The organism is Glaciecola nitratireducens FR1064, from assembly GCF_000226565.1.
Classification (GTDB): domain Bacteria; phylum Pseudomonadota; class Gammaproteobacteria; order Enterobacterales; family Alteromonadaceae; genus Glaciecola; species Glaciecola nitratireducens.
This window is the reverse complement of sequence record NC_016041.1, coordinates 2,295,504-2,313,618: the sequence shown is the minus strand read 5'-3', so window position 1 is coordinate 2,313,618 and position 18,115 is coordinate 2,295,504. Positions and strand designations below refer to the sequence as shown.

Genomic DNA, 18,115 nt, shown 5'->3' with positions numbered 1-18,115 from the left:
AGTCGTTTTTATGGTTGTAAACTTTGCTTCAGCCACCGTTAGTCTCCGTCATAATTGTCGCTGCAACTTTCGGTGGGTATTGTGTTGCACCCGCAGAGCCATCTTGGTTTGTCTTTAGGGCAATCCCTTTGGGTTTTATTTCACTAAAATAATAATCCATTACTATCCTTGCAGCTGGTGCCGCATTCGAACTGCCACCGCCAGCGTTTTCAATTACTACTGAGATGCTAATTTCAGGGTCAACGAAGGGTGCGTAGCCTATGTACATTGCATTATCTTTTAGGCGAGCGGATACATTCTCTTCCTCGTATTCAGCATCTTGAGCAACGGAAAATAGCTGTGCTGTTCCGGTTTTTCCTGCTGAAATATAATCTGTATTTCTAAACGCGGTATGCGCCGTGCCATGATCACGATTAACTGTTCCGTAAAGCGCATCCAGCACGATATCCCAATTGTGTTCATCAACGACAGGAATGGGAGATTGTATTTCGATAGGTAATTTATTTACGGCACCTTCAACCATATAGCCCTTGATTAGGCGAGGAGTGTGGCGCTGCCCTTTATTGATGAGAAAGTTCAGTGATTGAGCCAACTGTAGTGGCGTGGCGTTCCAGTAGCTTTGACCAATTCCGACAGGTATGGTGTCACCAATATACCATGGCTCGTTGAAGCGCGCTCTTTTCCAGCCTCGACTCGGCATGTTCGCGCCAGATTCTTCCATCAGATCGATACCAGTGCGTCTACCAAAGCCAAACAATTGCATTGAGTCACTGATTCGGTCGATACCTAATTTAAAAGCTAAATCGTAGTAAAAAATATCACATGACACTTCAATAGATTTAGTTACGTCGACCATCCCATGCCCATATTTCTTCCAATCACGCCAAACATGGTCGACGTTCTTTAAACGGTAGGTACCACGATCACGTATCTCAGTGGCTTCGTCAATCACGCCTTCCTCAAGGCCCACTAAAGCTAAAAGTGGTTTTATTGTTGAAGCTGGCGGATACCGGCCTTGCGTTGCGCGATTGAGAAGCGGGCTGTTTTTGGACGCGAGAAGTTTGCCGTATTCTTTTTGGCTTATGCCATGCACAAACAAGTTTGGATCATAGCTTGGGCTGCTATATAGCGCCAAAACACTGCCATCGTTTGGATCCGTGACAACAACCGAACCTCTTCTTCCAGCAAGTACTTCTTGTGCTTTCTTTTGCATGTTTATATCGATATTTAGCACAATATCCTTGCCTGGCAAAGGCGGTTCAAAACTTAATACTCGGATAATTCGGCCTTGATTATTAACCTCTACTTGCTGATAGCCGACGACGCCGTGCAGCGTTCGTTCGTGAAATTTCTCTACACCTTGTTTACCGATATCATGAGTGGCAGCGTAGTTTGCAAGCTGGTCATTCTCCTCTAGATTAGCTAAATCCTTTTTATTTATTCTTGCAACATAACCCAGCGTGTGGGTGAGGGTGTCTTTGAAGGGATAATTTCGTGATAGCCTTGCTTCAATGCTCACACCCGGGAATTGATGCTGCTTGGCAGAGAAAAGAGCAACATCTTCATGCGAAAGTTGCTGTCTAATTGAAAGCGGTTTGAAACGACGCTGTCTTTTCAAACCGCTTTTGAATTCTTTGATTTCGCTGTCCGTTAAGGACATCAGTACTGACAGTTGTTGGATCGTGTCGTCCAGATTATCGACTTCTTCGGGAGTCACTTCTAAACTGAATACGGGCTTATTTTCGGCGAGTATTTCGCCATTGCGGTCATATATCAACCCGCGGTTTGGTGCAACGGGCAATACTTTAATTCTGTTGCCATTGGAGCGAGTTTGATAATCTTCGTATTGCCGAACCTGCAGCTGGTATAAGTTTACAATAATAACAGACATCAGGATGCAAACAAATATGATAGAAACCACGGTACGTCTGGCAACCAGGTTCGCTTCTGCTGAATGATCTCTTATTGTTTGACGCTTTGGTGCCATATAATACTCTTGTCTCTACAACCTGCTTTATTCTCGATGGTATGGATGATTTTGAGTCACCGACCAAGCGCGATAAATGCTCTCAGCAACAATAACTCTTACCATCGGGTGTGGCAGCGTCAATTTAGACAACGACCATTTTTGCTCGGACGCTTGTTGGCATTCTTCTGATAGCCCTTCGGGACCGCCAATTAAAAGACTAATATCACGTCCGTCCATTTTCCACTTCTCTAGCTGCTCTGCGAGTTTTGGTGTGCTCCAGCTTTGGCCAAGCACTTCCAGCGTAACAATTTTGTTTCCTTTTGGGACTTGTTGTAAGCAACGCCGACCCTCATCAAAAAGAATGCGCTTCACGTCGGCATTTTTGCCCCTTTTACCGGGAGCAATTTCCGTGAAATACAATTGGCAGTCAGCTGGGAAGCGCCTCACATACTCTTGCGTACCTTCGACAACCCAACTAGGCATTTTGTTCCCAACCGCGACAACTTGTATTCGCATTTGTATATCACCAAAATTGCAGAGCGCAGGCTCAGGCTATTGCCAAAGCTTCTCAAGTTGGTAGAAATCGCGTGTTTCGTCTTGCATTACGTGCACAACAACGTTACCTAAATCGACAAGTACCCATTCACCTGTTTCTTTGCCCTCGACGCTTAGTGGAGGCATATTTGCAGCTTTCATTTCAACCACAAGGTTTTCAGCAATCGATGAAACATGCTTTTTTGAGTTTCCTGAGCATACGATTAGCACGTCAGTGATGGTAGACTTTCCTTCAACATTTATTTGTACAATGTCTCTGGCTTTCATATCTTCAATTTTGTCTATTATAAATTGAACGTATTCTTGTTGATTCAATGTTATTCCTAAGGGATTTTTCGTTCATATAATTGGTGTTGCTTAATATATTTCAACACCTCTAAAGGCAGTACTTCGCCTGTTTCCAAATAAGGATAGTCTTTTTGCTCGAGTTTATCTCGAATTAAAGTTGAAGACACCGCAACGTTTGGAAAATGGCAAGACACAACAATTCCGTTACTTGTTGATAAAACCTGCTTGTCTGCTAAGGATACAGCATCATGAGGCCCACATGAAATATATTGCGTCACTTCTTTCAATCTTTTTAACGGCTGGTTGTCTCTATTCAACACAATAATATTACAAAGCTGCAAGATCTCTTGCCATCTATGCCATGTTTCAAACGATTGGAACGAGTCTGCGCCCATCACAAAACAGAGTGATTGTTGATTATTCTTCTTTAATTTTTGCAAGGTATTGAAGGTAAAACTCACTTCATCACTTTCTAATTCGATACCTTCGATATATAGCGATGACTCAAGCTCACAAATAATTTGTAGCATTGCCAATCGGTGTTGATTGCTAATCTTTAAGCGTTGCTTATGAGGAGGAATGTTGCATGGCATCAAACCCACTTTCGTTATGTCGAGAGCTTGCATCGCTTGTTTTAATGGCTTGACGTGTCCCCAATGCGGCGGGTTAAAAGTGCCACCGAAGAGCGTGATTGGTTGAGAATAGGTCATTACTAATTTAAAGGTAGGTGTTGCAGTGCTGCGGGCATGAACAACAGTGCCAAATGACTTAACAAAATGTAAGGTCTTGCTGTTGTCTCACTTTTCAATATTAAGTCGGCTTGTTGTAAATGATTGTGCATCAAACTGATATGACCGGGAGTGAGCCGCCGCAAGGCATTCTTATATAGGCTTTGCTTATTTTGCCAAATACGTAACTTATTGAAGTTGATACTCCCTTCAACGCTCTGCATTGCCTGGCATTCAGCTAGTGTTTGCGCTTCTTTTATTAGATTCCATAGAATAATGTTTGGCTCTACACCTTCGCTTTCCAAACGGTACAAAATTTTAATCGCTTTTTGAATATCACCTGCGAGTAAATCGTCGACAAATTGAAACACCGTGAATCGAGATTGCTCGACCATACCAGCAGCCAACACTTTTTCATCGACTTGTTGGCCATTGTCGGCATACATCAAAGCTAGTTTTTCAATTTCTTGTTTAGCTGCAAGTAAATTACCTTCACTGAAGTCAGCTAGGAGGTTTACTCCCGCAGGGCTAATGTTCACCTTAGAAGCACGGCAGCGCTGTTCAATCCATTGGACTAACTGCTTACCCTCAAGGGGATAACAAATTGAAAATATACCCTTTGCGTCAAGCGCCTTGAACCATTTTGCCTTTTGAACATCTTTTGCGATTTTAGGACCTTGGATCAAAATTAAGGTATCAATCGATGGATTTTCGGCAATGGCAGTTAGGACTTTACTACCCTCGGCGCCAGGCTTACCTGTTGGTAGGGTAAGCTCAATATACTGTTTGTCGGAAAATAGCGACATTGATTGAGTGGCTTCAATCAACTGCGACCATGAAAAATCAGTGTCAGCAATCAATGTTTGGCGTTCATCAAAGCCCTGAGATTTTGCTAGTATGCGAACGGAATCGATCATATCTAGCTTCTGCTGTGGTTCGTCACCAAAAACAAGAATAAAAGGGGCCAGGCCTTGCTGTTGAATGTGTTGTTGAAACCGATTGGGATAAACTTGCATTAGGGCTTGTTCACGTTAATTTTTGACGCTTTTCGGGTTTTTCGTGCTTCAATGGAAGCTAGTGCTTCAGTGTATTGACTAGACAGCAATCGAATCATACGGTCAGCGGACTCCGCTCGCATTTCATCGAGTACCAGGTCTAACTCTCTAGATTTTGCCAGCACTTGATCGGGATCATCCTGATATTCTCTTGCCACCGTCATTGATGCGCTTATGGGTTCAGCAAAAGGAAAAATAACCTCGTAATTTACAGAATAAATCAGCTCGTATTCTGCAACTTGCCCACTTGAAAAAATAGAAAGTAGACGGCGCTCAAGCGCTTCAGGCTGAAGCTTTATGACTACGACAGTCGTGGGTTCTATACCTTCAGGAATTGTTTTTTCGCCGACGATACTCTGCAATTGGTACACAGGAAGCCTGTTGTCTAAGGCTCTGGATAGCGGCAAATAGTCAAATTGTGAGAGAATAACAACGTTATTTAAATAACTTGGCAATGCCTGGCTGCCGCGCAATTTAAAACCGCATCCTTGCAACACTACCGTGATCACGGCAATGATAAACGCCAGTTTCGACTTTTTAATTGTAGTACACACATACCCGCCTAAATTGGAAAGTATAGCGCTAACTTGGCTCACTCGGCTTATCAAAATCCTACTCCGTCGATGTGGCCCAATATGTTAAATTTTAGGCCAACGTGTCTTTGCTATTTAACGAACATACGGCAAAAATAACGTCTGTGAAGACGTAAGTTCGGCAACGTTTTTCTCACCACGTTGCTGACTTACTAGTTAGCTACAATATTGACAAGTTTACCCGCAATATAAATAACTTTACGTACTGTTTTACCATCAATAAATGGCTGCACATTCTCTTGCGCTAATGCTTCTTCTTGCGCCTGCTCGCTGCTGATGTCGGCCGCAACCGTCATTTTTGCCCGCACTTTACCGTTCACTTGAACAACGATCAGTTTTTCGTCTTCCACTAACGCTGATGCATCTACTTGAGGCCATGGGGATGTTTGTAACTCGCCCTTACCATCAGCGCTCTTTCCGCCTAATAATGTCCAGAGTGCTTCGCAAATATGCGGTGTGATTGGGTTCAATAATTGCACCATTGCCATTAAACCTTCGCGCTGAAGGGCAATATCCTGGTCATCAAGCATTTCAGCTTTCTGCAAACTATTTAATAACTCCATCACTTTTGCTACTGCGGTATTGAAGGTTTGTCTGCGTCCTAAGTCATCAGTGACTTTTTCAATTGTTTGGTGAATTTCTCTGCGCAGCGCTTTCTGTGTCTTGTTCAGCGAGGCTTTATTTAGTTTGGGGACGCCTCCTTTACTTTCACATAATTCACAATGTTCATTGGCTAAACGCCAGAAACGTTTTAAGAAACGATGTGAACCTTCAACGCCTGAATCTATCCACTCGAGGGTTTGCTCTGGTGGCGCGGCAAACATTGTAAATAATCTGACTGTATCTGCGCCATAAATATCGATTACAGCTTGGGGATCAATGCCGTTATTCTTTGATTTTCCCATTTTGATCATGCCAGCATGTTCAACTTCTGTGCCATCCGCGAGAGTAGCCTTAGCAATGCGACCTTTATCATCTTTTTCAACTATGACATCAGTTGGCGCATGCCAAATCTCTTTACCTTTTTCGTCTTTAGTAAAAAATGCATCTGCTAGCACCATGCCTTGGCACAATAGCTTTTTGAAAGGTTCATCGCTAGTAACAAGGTCTTCGTCACGCAAAAGCTTGTGAAAAAAGCGCGCATACAATAGGTGCAAAATAGCGTGCTCAATGCCGCCAATATATTGATCGACAGGAAGCCAGTAATTGGCTTCTTTGGGATCAAGCATTGCATCAGACGGGGCAGATGCATAACGAGCGTAATACCAAGACGATTCCATGAAAGTATCAAACGTGTCAGTTTCTCTGGTGACGGGCTGGCCGTTGTGAGTGGCTTTTGCCCAATCTGGATCTGCTTTAATTGGCGAGGTGACGCCATCCATAACAACGTCTTCTGGTAATACGACCGGTAAGTCTTCAGCGTTAACAGCAAAGGATTCACCGTTTTCGTTAGTAACAACCGGGATCGGTGCTCCCCAATAACGTTGTCGCGATACGCCCCAGTCACGCAGACGATAATTAATCGATTTTTTTCCTTTACCCAATGTAGCAAGCTTTTCAGCGATAGCGTCAAATCCATCTTTAAATGAGAGTCCACTGTATTCTGCGGAATTCATTAGCGTATTCTTTTCGGTATAAGCGGCCTTACTAATATCCGCGGTGTCAGCATCATTAGGTGTAAATTCGACCACTTGCAATATAGGCAACTGGTATTTAGTCGCGAACTCCCAGTCACGTTGATCGTGAGCGGGAACCGACATAACTGCGCCAGAACCATAACTCATCAACACGAAGTTGGCGATCCAGATCGGAATTGTTTCACCCGTAAGCGGATGAATGGCGCTTAGGCCGGTTGGCATTCCTCTCTTTTCCATCGTTGCCATATCGGCTTCTGTGGTTTTTGTATTTTTGCACTCATCAATAAATGCGGTCATATCAGGATTCGACTTGGCCATTTCTAAAGCCAGGGGATGTTGTGCAGCGACAGCCAGATATGACACACCATACAGTGTATCCGGTCGAGTTGTGTACACCTCGATTTGACTAATGCCCGCCGTTTCGGCACTTAGGTCGAAGGTAACATCGACTCCTTCAGAGCGCCCAATCCAGTTGCGCTGCGCGGTGACTACTTGCTGCGGCCATTCGCTCAGTTTATCTAAATCAGTCAACAATTGTTCAGCGTAATTTGTAATTTTAATGAACCATTGCGGTATTTCTTTTTGCTCGACTAATGCACCTGAGCGCCACCCGCGGCCATCAATCACTTGCTCATTCGCCAGTACGGTTTGATCGACTGGGTCCCAGTTTACCGTTGCATTTTTCTTGTACACGAGCCCTTTATCGAATAAACGTGTAAAAAACCACTGCTCCCAACGATAATAGTCTTGCTTGCATGTTGCTAACTCGCGGCTCCAATCGTAGCCAAAGCCTAGTGAGTTAAGCTGAGTCTTCATGTAATCAATATTCTGATAGGTCCACTTTGCTGGCGCTGACTTGTTGTTTATCGCTGCATTTTCTGCCGGCAAGCCAAACGCATCCCAACCCATCGGCTGTAGTACATTTTTGCCCTGCATGCGATGAAAACGGCTGACCACATCACCAATAGTATAATTACGCACGTGTCCCATATGTAGGCGGCCACTCGGGTAGGGAAACATAGACAAGCAATAGAACTTTTCTCTATTATCGTCCTGCTTCGCTGCAAATATTTGAGTTTCATCCCAATGCGTTTGCGCTGATTTCTCTACGGCTTGCGGATCATATTGATTTTCGGTGTGGTCTGTATTGGCCATTTATATCTGTATCTCTGGGCATATTGTTATTTTATTCCGTATAGAATACCTTGTTGAAGGGGCATGGGACAATAGACGAAACTGATAAAGCGAGCCATCTTGGGTTATTTTTGTCAATTTATTAAAAATCACTGTCATAGCTGCTGTTAAAATACACAATCAAGCAAAGAAAAAAGGTCAAAAGTATTAAATCATCACAAAATTACAGCAATCTAACAGCACATCAATTACCATAGAAAGAGAGGAGCAAAGTTGGTCGCACGCTGACTGTGAAAGTATGCAATGATGAATCGGTGTTTTCGTTTCAAGAGCATTAAATGAGACTACGATTTTTGTCAGTAGGTAACATACAAGCTTTCCACTCTTTGCTAGCAAAGAAATGCTCAATAGATTCAATAAGCACAACATTCACCAGACTATTCATAAATAGAAACGAAAGAAGAAAAAAATATCTATGGTTGCAAAACTCTCGTCCATTCAACAAGTCATGCAAAAACTGAGCATTGCCGCAGCCGATTTGAGTGCGGGCGTTAATAATGAAATGTTCGATATCGCTATGCAAAGCCAAGCAGGTGAGACAGCGCTAATTGGACAAAATAGAGCAAAAGAAGCGTTAAATTTTGGTTTGGGCGTTAACTCAACTGGCTACAATTTGTATGTCATGGGTGAGCAAGCGACAGGCCGCTATACCCTGGTGCATAACTTTATTAATCAGCGCGCCCATGCGCAACCGACGCCTAATGACTGGTGTTATTTAAATAATTTTGATGATGAACGTCAACCTATCGCTTTGCAGTTGCCAACAAGTCAGAGCAAAGCTTTTGTTGAAGATATTGAAAGTTTACTTGATGAATTAATGGATACTTTTCCCGCAGTCTTCGAAAATCCAAGCTATCAGCGTCGAAAGGCAGCCATTACTCGGTCCAATGAGCAACGCTACGATAAGGCCATTGATGAAGTTGAGAAAATTGCGTTTGGCAAAGGCATTGCTCTCATTGAGGAAAATGGCACTATTAGCTTTTCTCCCATTATTGACGGCAAACCAATAAATGATGCCGATTTCGCGCTGCGTAGTGATGACGAAAGGCAGGTATATTATGGCCTCATTGATGAACTTGAGGAATGTTTGAGCGAAGCACTCATTGAAGTCCCTTTATGGCAACGCGAGAGTGCCGAGCAGTTGCGAAAACTGAAGCGTGACACTGCTGAGCAGGGTATTCGTCCTTTGCTTAAGGAACTAGAGCATAAACATGCATCAGATATAGCGATTCTGAAGCATCTGAAACAGTTGAAGCCGCATTTAATTGACACAGTGACAGAATTACTGGTTCCTGAAACCAAAGATGAGAAACAAGACGATTTTGATATAAGCGCAATTTTGGTTGATACCTATGTTCCAAATGTGTTGGTACGACATTCAATTGATGCTGGCGCGCCTATCGTTTATGAGTCCAACCCAACACATCAGAATTTGTTTGGTAAAGTCGAATACACAAGTGTCCAAGGTAGTGTTTACACCAACTACAGGATGATCGTTGCAGGTGCCTTACACAAAGCTAACGGTGGTTATTTGTTGCTGGATGCAGACAAATTTGTTGATCAGCCCTACGTTTGGGAATCGTTAAAGCTGGCACTAAAATTTGGCCAACTAAAAATGGAGTTACCGCAGCAAGATGTAGGCATGGTGAATTCGATCACGCAAACCCCCCAAGTGATCCCATTAAAAGTAAAAGTGATACTGCTAGGGTCGCGTGAACTCTATTATGCGCTGCAAGATTATGACGATGAATTCAAAGAGCTGTTCCGAGTTCTCGTAGATTTTGACCATGAAATTCCTTTAAACCAACAAAATTTGAATGACTTCGTCGCGAGGGTAAAGGGGCACGTTCAACATATAGGTCTTAGTGGTATTGATGCAGAAGCAATGCGACGACTTCTTGAACATAGCCTGAGACTGGCTGAACATCAGTCAAAATTGAGCGCAAGATTTGCTGATGTGATTGAGTTGATAAATGAGGCGCAATACTTTTGTTTTCAACAGCAGCAAAATCAGCTTGAGGCCATTCATATAGAAGCTGCATTAGCGGCCAAGAAAAACCGAACAGGTCGTGTGAGTGAATCACTTCTTGAGGATATAAAAGAAGGCCATGTCCTGATTAATACCGATGGACACGCTGCTGGAAAAGTAAATGGACTCACCGTACTGGAGGTTGGAGACACTGCTTTCGGAACTCCTGCTCGCATAACCTCGACGGTTTATGCCGGTTCAAGTGGTGTTATTGACATTGAGCGTGAAGTGGAACTGGGACAATCGATACACTCTAAGGGCGTTATGCTCCTCACTGGCTATCTTGGTAATAAGTATGCTCAATTCTTTCCGCTTACTCTGTCGGCCAATATCGCGTTAGAGCAATCGTATGGCTATATTGATGGCGATAGTGCGTCCTTGGGAGAATTAATAGCGCTCATTTCTGCTTTGACGGAATTACCCGTTGACCAAGGATTGGCAGTAACGGGCTCTATAAATCAATATGGCGAAGTGCAGGCGGTCGGCGGCGTAAATGAAAAAATCGAAGGCTATTTTTCACTTTGTTTGCAACGCGGCTTGAATGGCAAGCAGGGCGTGATTATTCCAAAATCGAATGCGCTCAATTTGGTCTTAGACAGTGAAATTATTGAAGCGGTTAAGCAAGGTTTATTTCACGTTTATGCGGTAAGTTCGGTTGATGAAACGTTGTGTCTATTAATGAAGAAAGAAGCGGGTGAGTTGAATGTAAAAGGACGCTATCCAAAAAATAGCATCCACTATCAAGCAGTTAATCGCTTATATAACATTGCCAATATAGTTAATGGTGGCGCAGACGACGAGTAGGGCAGCTAGACGTATTGCGCCAAGCCGCTCTGTTTTGACTATTTAGGCGGCATTCTCAACGCGCCGTCTAAACGCACGGTTTCGCCGTTTAAGTAAGCGTTATTTGCCATATGTAGCACCAGCTTTCCGAACTCTTCTGGTAAACCTAAACGCTTTGGAAACTGCACATTTTGTACTAAGGCTTCCTGAACTTTATCCGGCATTGCGAGTAACATTGGCGTACCCATTACGCCTGGTGCTATTGTATTCACTCGAATGCCAAGCGGTGCTAAATCTCTTGCCATCGGTAAACACAAACCAATAATACCGCCTTTACTTGCAGCGTAGGCCGTTTGTCCTATTTGACCTTCATAACCAGCAACTGAGGCTGTATTAACAATTAAGCCCCGTTCATTTGCTTCACCTAAAGGCGCATTTTTTGCCATAGCGCTGGCGGCGACACGAGCGACATTAAAGGTACCGATTAAATTAATATCAATTACTGATTTAAAGTTGACTAAGGGCATTGCTTCGCCTTCACGGTCTAGGGTGCGCTTCGCCGGAGCAACACCTGCGCAATTTACGCAAAGACGTATTTCTAAGTCGCCTTTCGCGACTTCAGCAACAGCTGCTTCTACACTTGCGTCATTGGTTACATCTACTTTATAAAACGTACAAAAATTGTCGCCAAATTCGCTAACGCGTTGTTTACCTAACGCTTCATTTAAATCAAATATAGCAAGATGGTAACCGGCTTCTCGCAGCACTTTGGCGGTGGCATGCCCTAGTCCTGAGCATCCGCCCGTAACTATTGCTATTGTATTTGTATTATCTGTCGTCATGTAGGCCTCACATTATTATTTTTTGATGAGTTTATGCACTCAAGCAGCTTCACCTGAGTGTTTGTAAATATTTATAATACGTTATTTGTAAAAGAAGGCGCTTATCGCTTTGGAATACTGATTTTTTTCTCATCACTTTGACGATACATCACCAAAACATGTCCAATAGCTTGAACTTGCACTGCGTTTGTCTCGCCTATGATAGCTTCCATAATGAGCTGTTTTTCTTCTTTGTCATCACTTGGCACTTTTACTTTTATTAACTCGTGAAAACTGAGCGCGTTCTCTATTTCGGCTAAAACACCTTCAGTCAATCCGTTATTCCCTAGCTGGACAACCGGTTTCAATGGGTGCGCTAGGCCTTTTAAATATTGCTTTTGTTTATTTGATAAATTCATTTGTTATCTTTTGTAACGATTAGTTTGTGTTAAACACCTTGAAAAAATGTATTCTACCTCTATCTATACAACATTCCTAATCAGTTTCACGATTGTGTACAAAAAAAGAAACACAGTGTAAACAGTAACGAGCAATTCAAGCGTAGTTATGGGTGGATAAATTCATCAGCGTGAACTACGATGACAACGTAGGATACGGTGAAAGAGGCTTTGTTAGTGGCTTTGCATGCAAAAAGATTCATGCCAACGAGATGATGAGAAGGGTATCTTGTGGCGAAGGTTTTTAAATTATAGTAATCTCATTTACATCTATTCTTCCTTATTAAGCGTATAGATGTGTAATGAACAATCCAAGATTCATTTTTATTAGAGGTAAGCAGCGTTGAGCGACATGGCAAAAAATCTCATTTTATGGCTCGTCATAGCAGTAGTGCTAATGATGGTGTTTCAAAATATATCCGGCGGAGAAAGTGCAACAAACAAGCTTGCGTATTCGACGTTCCTAGAGCAAGTTAAACGTGGCGACATTAGAGAAGTTACGATTGACCAAAGCACCAACGAAATTAGCGGTGTACGTAACAACAATGATGCATTTGTTACGCAGATCCCATATTTAGACATGAAGTTGATGGATGAATTGTTAATGCAAGGCAATGTGATTGTGTCGGGGAAAAAACCTGAAGAGCAGTCGTTCCTAGCATCAATCTTCATAAATTGGTTTCCAATGCTTCTGCTTATCGGCGTATGGATTTTCTTTATGCGACAAATGCAGGGCGGTGGCGGCAAAGGCGCTATGTCATTTGGAAAAAGCAAGGCAAGACTGCTTGGCGAAGACCAAATCAAGACGACGTTTGCCGACGTGGCTGGCTGTGATGAAGCGAAGGAAGATGTTAGCGAATTGGTAGACTTCTTGCGCGATCCTACGAAGTTTCAGAAGCTAGGCGGTAAAATACCGAAGGGCGTACTTATGGTTGGTCCTCCAGGAACGGGTAAAACGTTGCTGGCTAAAGCGATTGCTGGTGAAGCAAAGGTTCCTTTCTTCAGTATATCAGGTTCTGACTTTGTAGAAATGTTTGTGGGCGTTGGTGCATCTCGTGTACGCGATATGTTCGACCAAGCTAAAAAATCGTCACCCTGTATTATATTCATCGATGAGATTGATGCCGTTGGTCGCAAGCGTGGCGCGGGTCACGGTGGCGGTCATGATGAGCGCGAGCAAACGTTGAACCAAATGCTGGTTGAAATGGATGGCTTCGAAGGTCACGAGGGGATCATCGTTATTGCGGCGACAAACCGTCCTGATGTTCTGGATCCAGCGTTATTGCGCCCTGGTCGTTTCGACCGTCAAGTGATGGTTGGTTTGCCGGATATTCGTGGTCGTGAGCAAATTCTAAAAGTACATATGCGCAAAGTGCCGCTAGGCGACAATGTTGTAGCATCTTTAATCGCTCGCGGAACGCCTGGTTTCTCTGGCGCTGACTTAGCCAACCTTGTAAACGAAGCTGCTCTATTTGCTGCTCGCACAAACAAACGCGTAGTCAGCATGGAAGAGTTTGACAAGGCAAAAGACAAAATCATGATGGGTTCTGAACGCAAGAGCATGGTCATGTCGGAAGAAGAGAAAACAAATACTGCTTATCACGAAGCTGGTCATGCCATTGTAGGGCGACTGGTGCCTAAGCATGACCCTGTTTACAAAGTGTCTATTATCCCTCGTGGACGCGCTCTGGGCGTGACGATGTATCTGCCGGAACAGGACAAGTATAGCAACTCAAGAGAAGAGTTAGAGTCACGTATCGCGACATTATTCGGAGGCCGTATTGCGGAGGTAATTACTTTAGGTGAGGCTGGTGTTACCACTGGTGCGTCGAACGATATTGAGCGGGCAACGAACATTGCACGTAAAATGGTTACCTCTTGGGGTCTATCACCTAAAATGGGACCAATAAACTACGAAGATGAAGAAAACGAAATGTTTATGGGCGGAAGCGGTAAGCCGAAGTCTGCAGAAACCGTGCGAGACATTGACGCTGAAATTCGTTTACTTATTGACCGCAACTATGCCGCTGCAGAGAAAATTTTAAGAGACAACCTCGATGTTCTTGAAGCGATGAAAGATGCACTCATGAAATATGAGACGATTGATGCTAAACAAATTGATGACTTAATGAATCGCGTCGAAGTTCGTCCTCCTGCTGATTGGGAAACAGACGACAAAGCTGGTTCTGACAAGCCATCAGGTGGAGCGTCGATCAATGCTGGCGGTGAAGCAAAAGATGCGCCAGATAGTGACACAAGTGATGTAACTCACTAATCCCAATTGCTGAGAGTAGAAAACGCTGGTTGATACCGGCGTTTTTTTTATGTAAAAAATGAATAATGCAAAACGCCTGAAATGTAATACAAAGGATTCCATTTTCAGTGAATTTAAGGAACGATAAACTTTGATTCGAACACATACAATGAACTTTAGAAATCGTCAGGTTATATTTGATACGCCAAAAGTGATGGGTATATTAAACGTCACCCCTGATTCATTTTCGGATGGTGGCAAGTTTAGCGAGCTTGAGTTAGCAATTCGTCAGGCTGAGTCGATGGTAAAAGCGGGTGCAACATTTATCGATGTAGGGGGGGAGTCGACGCGTCCGGGCGCCAAAGCGGTCGCCTTAAATGAAGAGCTTGATCGCGTTATTCCAGTGATTGAAAAAATAAGTAATGAACTTGATGTGGTGGTATCGGTTGATACCAGCAAGGCGCAGGTGATGACCGAAGCCGTGCAAAGTGGTGCGGGTATGATTAATGACGTCAGAGCTTTAAGAAATGAGGGAGCTCTGCGCGCCGCCATCAATGCGGCGAAAGACTTCAATGTGCCCAGCTGTTTGATGCATATGCAGGGCGAACCCCTAAGCATGCAAGATAAGCCCCAGTACCACGGTGTCGTTGAAGAGGTGATGGATTTTTTCGAACAACGCATTGAAGAATGTGAGAAGGCGGGACTCGAACGACGGTATATTCTGATTGACCCCGGCTTTGGTTTTGGTAAGACACTTGACCACAATTATCAACTTTTGAAACATATACAACAATTCAATAGATTCAAAATACCTGTGCTGGTCGGCATGTCGAGAAAGTCTATGATTGGCAATTTATTGAATCGAGAAGTTAATCAAAGGTTGGCAGGAAATATTGCCACTGCTACTATTGCCGCTACAGCAGGCGTTGAAATTATTAGAGTACACGATGTTGTTGAGACAATGGACGCCATCAAGATCGTGAATAAATTACAAAGCATAGAATAAAAACGTAAAGGAAGTTGTATGACAGAACGAAAGTATTTTGGCACCGATGGGATCAGGGGTAAGGTTGGCGAGAGCGCCATCAATCCTGAATTTGTAATGAAGTTAGGTTACGCCGCTGGCAAAGTATTGGCAGGGCACGGTACCAACAAAGTCCTCATTGGTAAAGATACTCGAATTTCTGGCTATATGCTTGAATCAGCGCTGGAAGCAGGACTTTCAGCTGCAGGGATTAATATCGGGCTATTAGGTCCAATGCCCACTCCAGCTATAGCGTATTTAACAAAAACCTTCCGTTCAGAGGCGGGTATTGTCATCAGTGCTTCGCATAACCCTTACTATGACAACGGCATAAAGTTTTTCTCATCTACAGGACATAAACTAGACGATAAGATCGAACTTGCAATTGAAGCACAGCTTGAATTACCCATGGTTTGTGTTGAGTCTGATAAGTTAGGTAAAGCGACTCGAATTAACGATGCTGCTGGGCGTTATATCGAATATTGCAAAGGCACATTCCCGTCCGATCTGTCGCTTAAAGGACTGAAAATTGTGGTCGACTGCGCTCACGGTGCAACTTACCATATTGCGCCTGACGTGCTGGCAGAACTGGGTGCTGAAGTTATTGAGATAGGAACCTCACCCAACGGCATAAATATAAATCATCAGGTTGGCGCGACATCTATGCGCGCCGCAGTTGAGGCGGTTAAAGAGCATAAAGCAGATATTGGTTTCGCGCTAGATGGTGATGGCGACAGAATAATGATGGTGGATGAGAAGGGCAACGTGATTGATGGTGATGAAATAATTTTCATTATCGCTCGTGAAGCCATGAAGCACGGTCAACTGCAAGGTGGTGTTGTGGGCACTAAAATGTCTAATTTAGGCATGGAAGTCGCGCTCGAAAAACTGGGTATTCCATTCGCACGCGCCAACGTTGGTGATCGTTATGTAATGGAGATGCTGCTTGAAAAAGGGTGGAAAATTGGTGGTGAAAATTCAGGGCACGTACTTAATTTGAGCCTAGCTTCGACGGGGGATGGCATTGTTGCTGGGCTGCAAGTAATTGCAGCAATGTTGCGTTCAAATATGAAATTAAGCGTATTAAATTCTGGGTTTACTCGGTTCCCCCAGCGCCTTATTAACGTCAAGTTTGCTGACCCAAGCAAAAATCCGCTTGAATCTGATAAAGTTAAGGCCATTGTTATTCAAGCAGAAGAGGAAATGGGTGATGCAGGTCGTGTGCTTTTACGCAAAAGCGGAACCGAACCTCTTATTAGAGTCATGGTTGAGGCGATTGATAAGGGCCTAAGTGACTTCTGGGCTGAAAAAATTGCCGAAGTGGTTAAAAAAGCATCATAAGAACTCAACTTATTACGTATTTAACAAACTGATACTTGTATAATTGTGAGTGGTTAGTTAATATCACGCCCGCTTTGCAGTGGGCCTTGGAGAAAGTATGACAAATTCCAAAAGAAGGCCTTTTGTAGCAGGCAATTGGAAAATGAATGGAAGCAACGAGTTAGTTGATTCCTTTTCTTTAAAATTGGCCTCAAACCCGGCGGTTGACGTTGTGATATGTCCTCCAGCTGTTTATTTATCTAAATTCAGTCACGCTGAGTTTGATATAGGTGCACAAAATGCAAGCGAGTTTGCTTCTGGTGCGCATACCGGTGAAATTTCGTTAGGTATGATTTCGGAAGCAGGTTGTAAATACGTTATTCTCGGACACTCAGAGCGACGTGAAGGCCATGCGGAATCGAATGAAATAGTTGCAAGGAAAGTAAAAGCAGCTATAGCAGCGGGTCTCACACCAATCATATGTGTTGGTGAGCCCTTAGAAGTAAGAGAGAGTGGTAATGTATTCGCTTTTGTTAAAGCGCAGCTAGATGCAGTAGCCAACGAATGTGGCGCTGATTATATAAAGAATTCAGTGATTGCCTACGAACCAATATGGGCAATTGGAACGGGCAAAACAGCAAGCCCGGAGCAAGCGCAAGAGGTACATGCGTTTATTCGAAAAGAGTTAGCCGCATTAGATACTCAAGCAGCCGCAAGTGTTAGGCTTTTGTATGGTGGTAGTGTGAATGCTGCAAACGCCAAAGAGTTGTTTGCAAAGCCAGATATCGATGGCGGCCTCATTGGTGGCGCCAGCTTAAAAATAGAAGATTTTACAACAATTTGCCAAGCGGCAAGTTAGAGAGGCAAGAATGTTAGAACAAGTATTAATTGTAGGTTATTTAGTTGTTGCATTGTTATTGATTGGATTTGTTTTAATCCAGCAAGGTAAAGGCGCTGATATGGGCGCGTCGTTTGGTGCTGGCGGCTCTAATACTGTGTTTGGTTCGTCAGGTTCAGGTAATTTTATGACAAAAACGACCGCAGTATTAGCGACTTGTTTTTTCGTTATCAGCTTACTTCTAGGTTCAATTGCTGCAAGTAAAAATGAAACAGTAGACGAATTCGACAATCTCGAGGTTCCAGTAGTAGAAGAGCCAGTTAGTTCGGAAATTCCGACACTAAGCACTGAGATGCCGGCTGCATCGGATGTACCAGCAGCAACTGAAGAAGACAAAAAACAAGAAGATATTCCAAATTAGTTGGGTGTTTTTGAGTAAATAATAACAAGAAATAGCGACGAAAAGTAAAACGCGGAAGTGGTGGAATTGGTAGACACGCCATCTTGAGGGGGTGGTGACTTAGGTCGTGGGGGTTCGAGTCCCCCTTTCCGCACCAAATAAGTGAAGG

General features: G+C 43.5%; 15 protein-coding genes and 1 tRNA gene. 7 read left to right on the top strand and 9 right to left on the bottom strand.

Annotation, left to right across the window (positions count from 1 at the left end; translation table 11 throughout):
• Nucleotides 1-28: 28 nt before the first annotated feature.
• The 7 genes from mrdA to leuS form a co-directional block, all read right to left on the bottom strand.
• The gene (gene mrdA, locus GNIT_RS09910) at nt 29-1,987 is read right to left on the bottom strand and encodes a penicillin-binding protein 2 (RefSeq protein ID WP_014109064.1); all 1,959 of its coding nucleotides are present in this window, start codon (nt 1,985-1,987) and stop codon (nt 29-31) included.
• Nucleotides 1,988-2,014: 27 nt separating this feature from the next.
• Nucleotides 2,015-2,485: a 23S rRNA (pseudouridine(1915)-N(3))-methyltransferase RlmH gene (rlmH, locus tag GNIT_RS09905; protein WP_041246384.1), complete on the bottom strand. Its 471-nt coding sequence runs from the start codon at nt 2,483-2,485 to the stop codon at nt 2,015-2,017.
• Nucleotides 2,486-2,521: 36 nt separating this feature from the next.
• Nucleotides 2,522-2,839, bottom strand: coding sequence for a ribosome silencing factor (gene rsfS / locus GNIT_RS09900; protein ID WP_014109062.1), 318 nt, complete (start codon nt 2,837-2,839; stop codon nt 2,522-2,524).
• A gap of 8 nt (nt 2,840-2,847) precedes the next feature.
• Nucleotides 2,848-3,522 (bottom strand): nicotinate (nicotinamide) nucleotide adenylyltransferase, encoded by a 675-nt coding sequence (gene nadD / locus GNIT_RS09895; protein ID WP_014109061.1) that lies wholly within the window; start codon nt 3,520-3,522, stop codon nt 2,848-2,850.
• Between the two features lie 2 nt (nt 3,523-3,524).
• On the bottom strand, nt 3,525-4,556 hold the full coding sequence (holA, locus tag GNIT_RS09890; RefSeq protein ID WP_014109060.1) for a DNA polymerase III subunit delta: 1,032 nt from the start codon (nt 4,554-4,556) through the stop codon (nt 3,525-3,527).
• On the bottom strand, nt 4,556-5,149 hold the full coding sequence (locus tag GNIT_RS09885; protein ID WP_238526883.1) for an LPS-assembly lipoprotein LptE: 594 nt from the start codon (nt 5,147-5,149) through the stop codon (nt 4,556-4,558). The genes holA and GNIT_RS09885 overlap by 1 nt, the downstream gene beginning before the upstream one ends.
• A gap of 191 nt (nt 5,150-5,340) precedes the next feature.
• Entirely contained in the window at nt 5,341-7,980 is a 2,640-nt protein-coding gene (gene leuS / locus GNIT_RS09880) for a leucine--tRNA ligase (RefSeq protein ID WP_014109058.1), read from the bottom strand.
• Nucleotides 7,981-8,434: 454 nt separating this feature from the next.
• Between leuS and GNIT_RS09875 the strand changes: the two genes are divergently transcribed.
• Nucleotides 8,435-10,852 (top strand): Lon protease family protein, encoded by a 2,418-nt coding sequence (locus GNIT_RS09875; RefSeq protein ID WP_014109057.1) that lies wholly within the window; start codon nt 8,435-8,437, stop codon nt 10,850-10,852.
• A gap of 38 nt (nt 10,853-10,890) precedes the next feature.
• On the opposite strand, the gene GNIT_RS09870 is transcribed toward GNIT_RS09875, so the two are convergent.
• Nucleotides 10,891-11,673 (bottom strand): SDR family NAD(P)-dependent oxidoreductase, encoded by a 783-nt coding sequence (locus GNIT_RS09870; RefSeq protein WP_014109056.1) that lies wholly within the window; start codon nt 11,671-11,673, stop codon nt 10,891-10,893.
• Nucleotides 11,674-11,774: 101 nt separating this feature from the next.
• On the bottom strand, nt 11,775-12,071 hold the full coding sequence (yhbY, locus tag GNIT_RS09865; RefSeq protein WP_014109055.1) for a ribosome assembly RNA-binding protein YhbY: 297 nt from the start codon (nt 12,069-12,071) through the stop codon (nt 11,775-11,777).
• Nucleotides 12,072-12,453: 382 nt separating this feature from the next.
• On the opposite strand from yhbY, the gene ftsH reads away from it, so the two are divergent.
• From ftsH to GNIT_RS09835, 6 genes are all read left to right on the top strand, one after another.
• Nucleotides 12,454-14,385: an ATP-dependent zinc metalloprotease FtsH gene (gene ftsH / locus GNIT_RS09860; protein WP_041246383.1), complete on the top strand. Its 1,932-nt coding sequence runs from the start codon at nt 12,454-12,456 to the stop codon at nt 14,383-14,385.
• A 148-nt stretch (nt 14,386-14,533) separates the two neighbouring features.
• Nucleotides 14,534-15,370, top strand: a complete 837-nt coding sequence (gene folP, locus GNIT_RS09855; protein WP_041246382.1) for a dihydropteroate synthase — start codon at nt 14,534-14,536, stop codon at nt 15,368-15,370.
• A gap of 18 nt (nt 15,371-15,388) precedes the next feature.
• Entirely contained in the window at nt 15,389-16,729 is a 1,341-nt protein-coding gene (gene glmM / locus GNIT_RS09850; RefSeq protein WP_014109051.1) for a phosphoglucosamine mutase, read from the top strand.
• A 97-nt stretch (nt 16,730-16,826) separates the two neighbouring features.
• Nucleotides 16,827-17,567 carry a triose-phosphate isomerase gene (tpiA, locus tag GNIT_RS09845; protein WP_014109050.1) on the top strand — a complete coding sequence of 247 codons (741 nt, stop codon included), beginning with the start codon at nt 16,827-16,829 and terminating at the stop codon, nt 17,565-17,567.
• 10 nt (nt 17,568-17,577) lie between these two features.
• Entirely contained in the window at nt 17,578-17,967 is a 390-nt protein-coding gene (secG, locus tag GNIT_RS09840) for a preprotein translocase subunit SecG (protein WP_014109049.1), read from the top strand.
• 51 nt (nt 17,968-18,018) lie between these two features.
• Nucleotides 18,019-18,103: transfer RNA gene (locus tag GNIT_RS09835), tRNA-Leu, on the top strand.
• Nucleotides 18,104-18,115 lie beyond the last annotated feature (12 nt).

Bases quoted from the DNA above. Each gene is read 5' to 3' on its own strand.
- mrdA (WP_014109064.1), bottom strand. From the start codon at position 1,987: ATGGCACCAAAGCGTCAAACAATAAGAGATCATTCAGCAGAAGCGAAC.
- rlmH (WP_041246384.1), bottom strand. From the start codon at position 2,485: ATGCGAATACAAGTTGTCGCGGTTGGGAACAAAATGCCTAGTTGGGTT.
- nadD (WP_014109061.1), bottom strand. From the start codon at position 3,522: ATGACCTATTCTCAACCAATCACGCTCTTCGGTGGCACTTTTAACCCG.
- holA (WP_014109060.1), bottom strand. From the start codon at position 4,556: ATGCAAGTTTATCCCAATCGGTTTCAACAACACATTCAACAGCAAGGC.
- leuS (WP_014109058.1), bottom strand. From the start codon at position 7,980: ATGGCCAATACAGACCACACCGAAAATCAATATGATCCGCAAGCCGTA.
- GNIT_RS09875 (WP_014109057.1), top strand. From the start codon at position 8,435: ATGGTTGCAAAACTCTCGTCCATTCAACAAGTCATGCAAAAACTGAGC.
- GNIT_RS09870 (WP_014109056.1), bottom strand. From the start codon at position 11,673: ATGACGACAGATAATACAAATACAATAGCAATAGTTACGGGCGGATGC.
- yhbY (WP_014109055.1), bottom strand. From the start codon at position 12,071: ATGAATTTATCAAATAAACAAAAGCAATATTTAAAAGGCCTAGCGCAC.
- folP (WP_041246382.1), top strand. From the start codon at position 14,534: ATGAACTTTAGAAATCGTCAGGTTATATTTGATACGCCAAAAGTGATG.
- glmM (WP_014109051.1), top strand. From the start codon at position 15,389: ATGACAGAACGAAAGTATTTTGGCACCGATGGGATCAGGGGTAAGGTT.
- tpiA (WP_014109050.1), top strand. From the start codon at position 16,827: ATGACAAATTCCAAAAGAAGGCCTTTTGTAGCAGGCAATTGGAAAATG.
- secG (WP_014109049.1), top strand. From the start codon at position 17,578: ATGTTAGAACAAGTATTAATTGTAGGTTATTTAGTTGTTGCATTGTTA.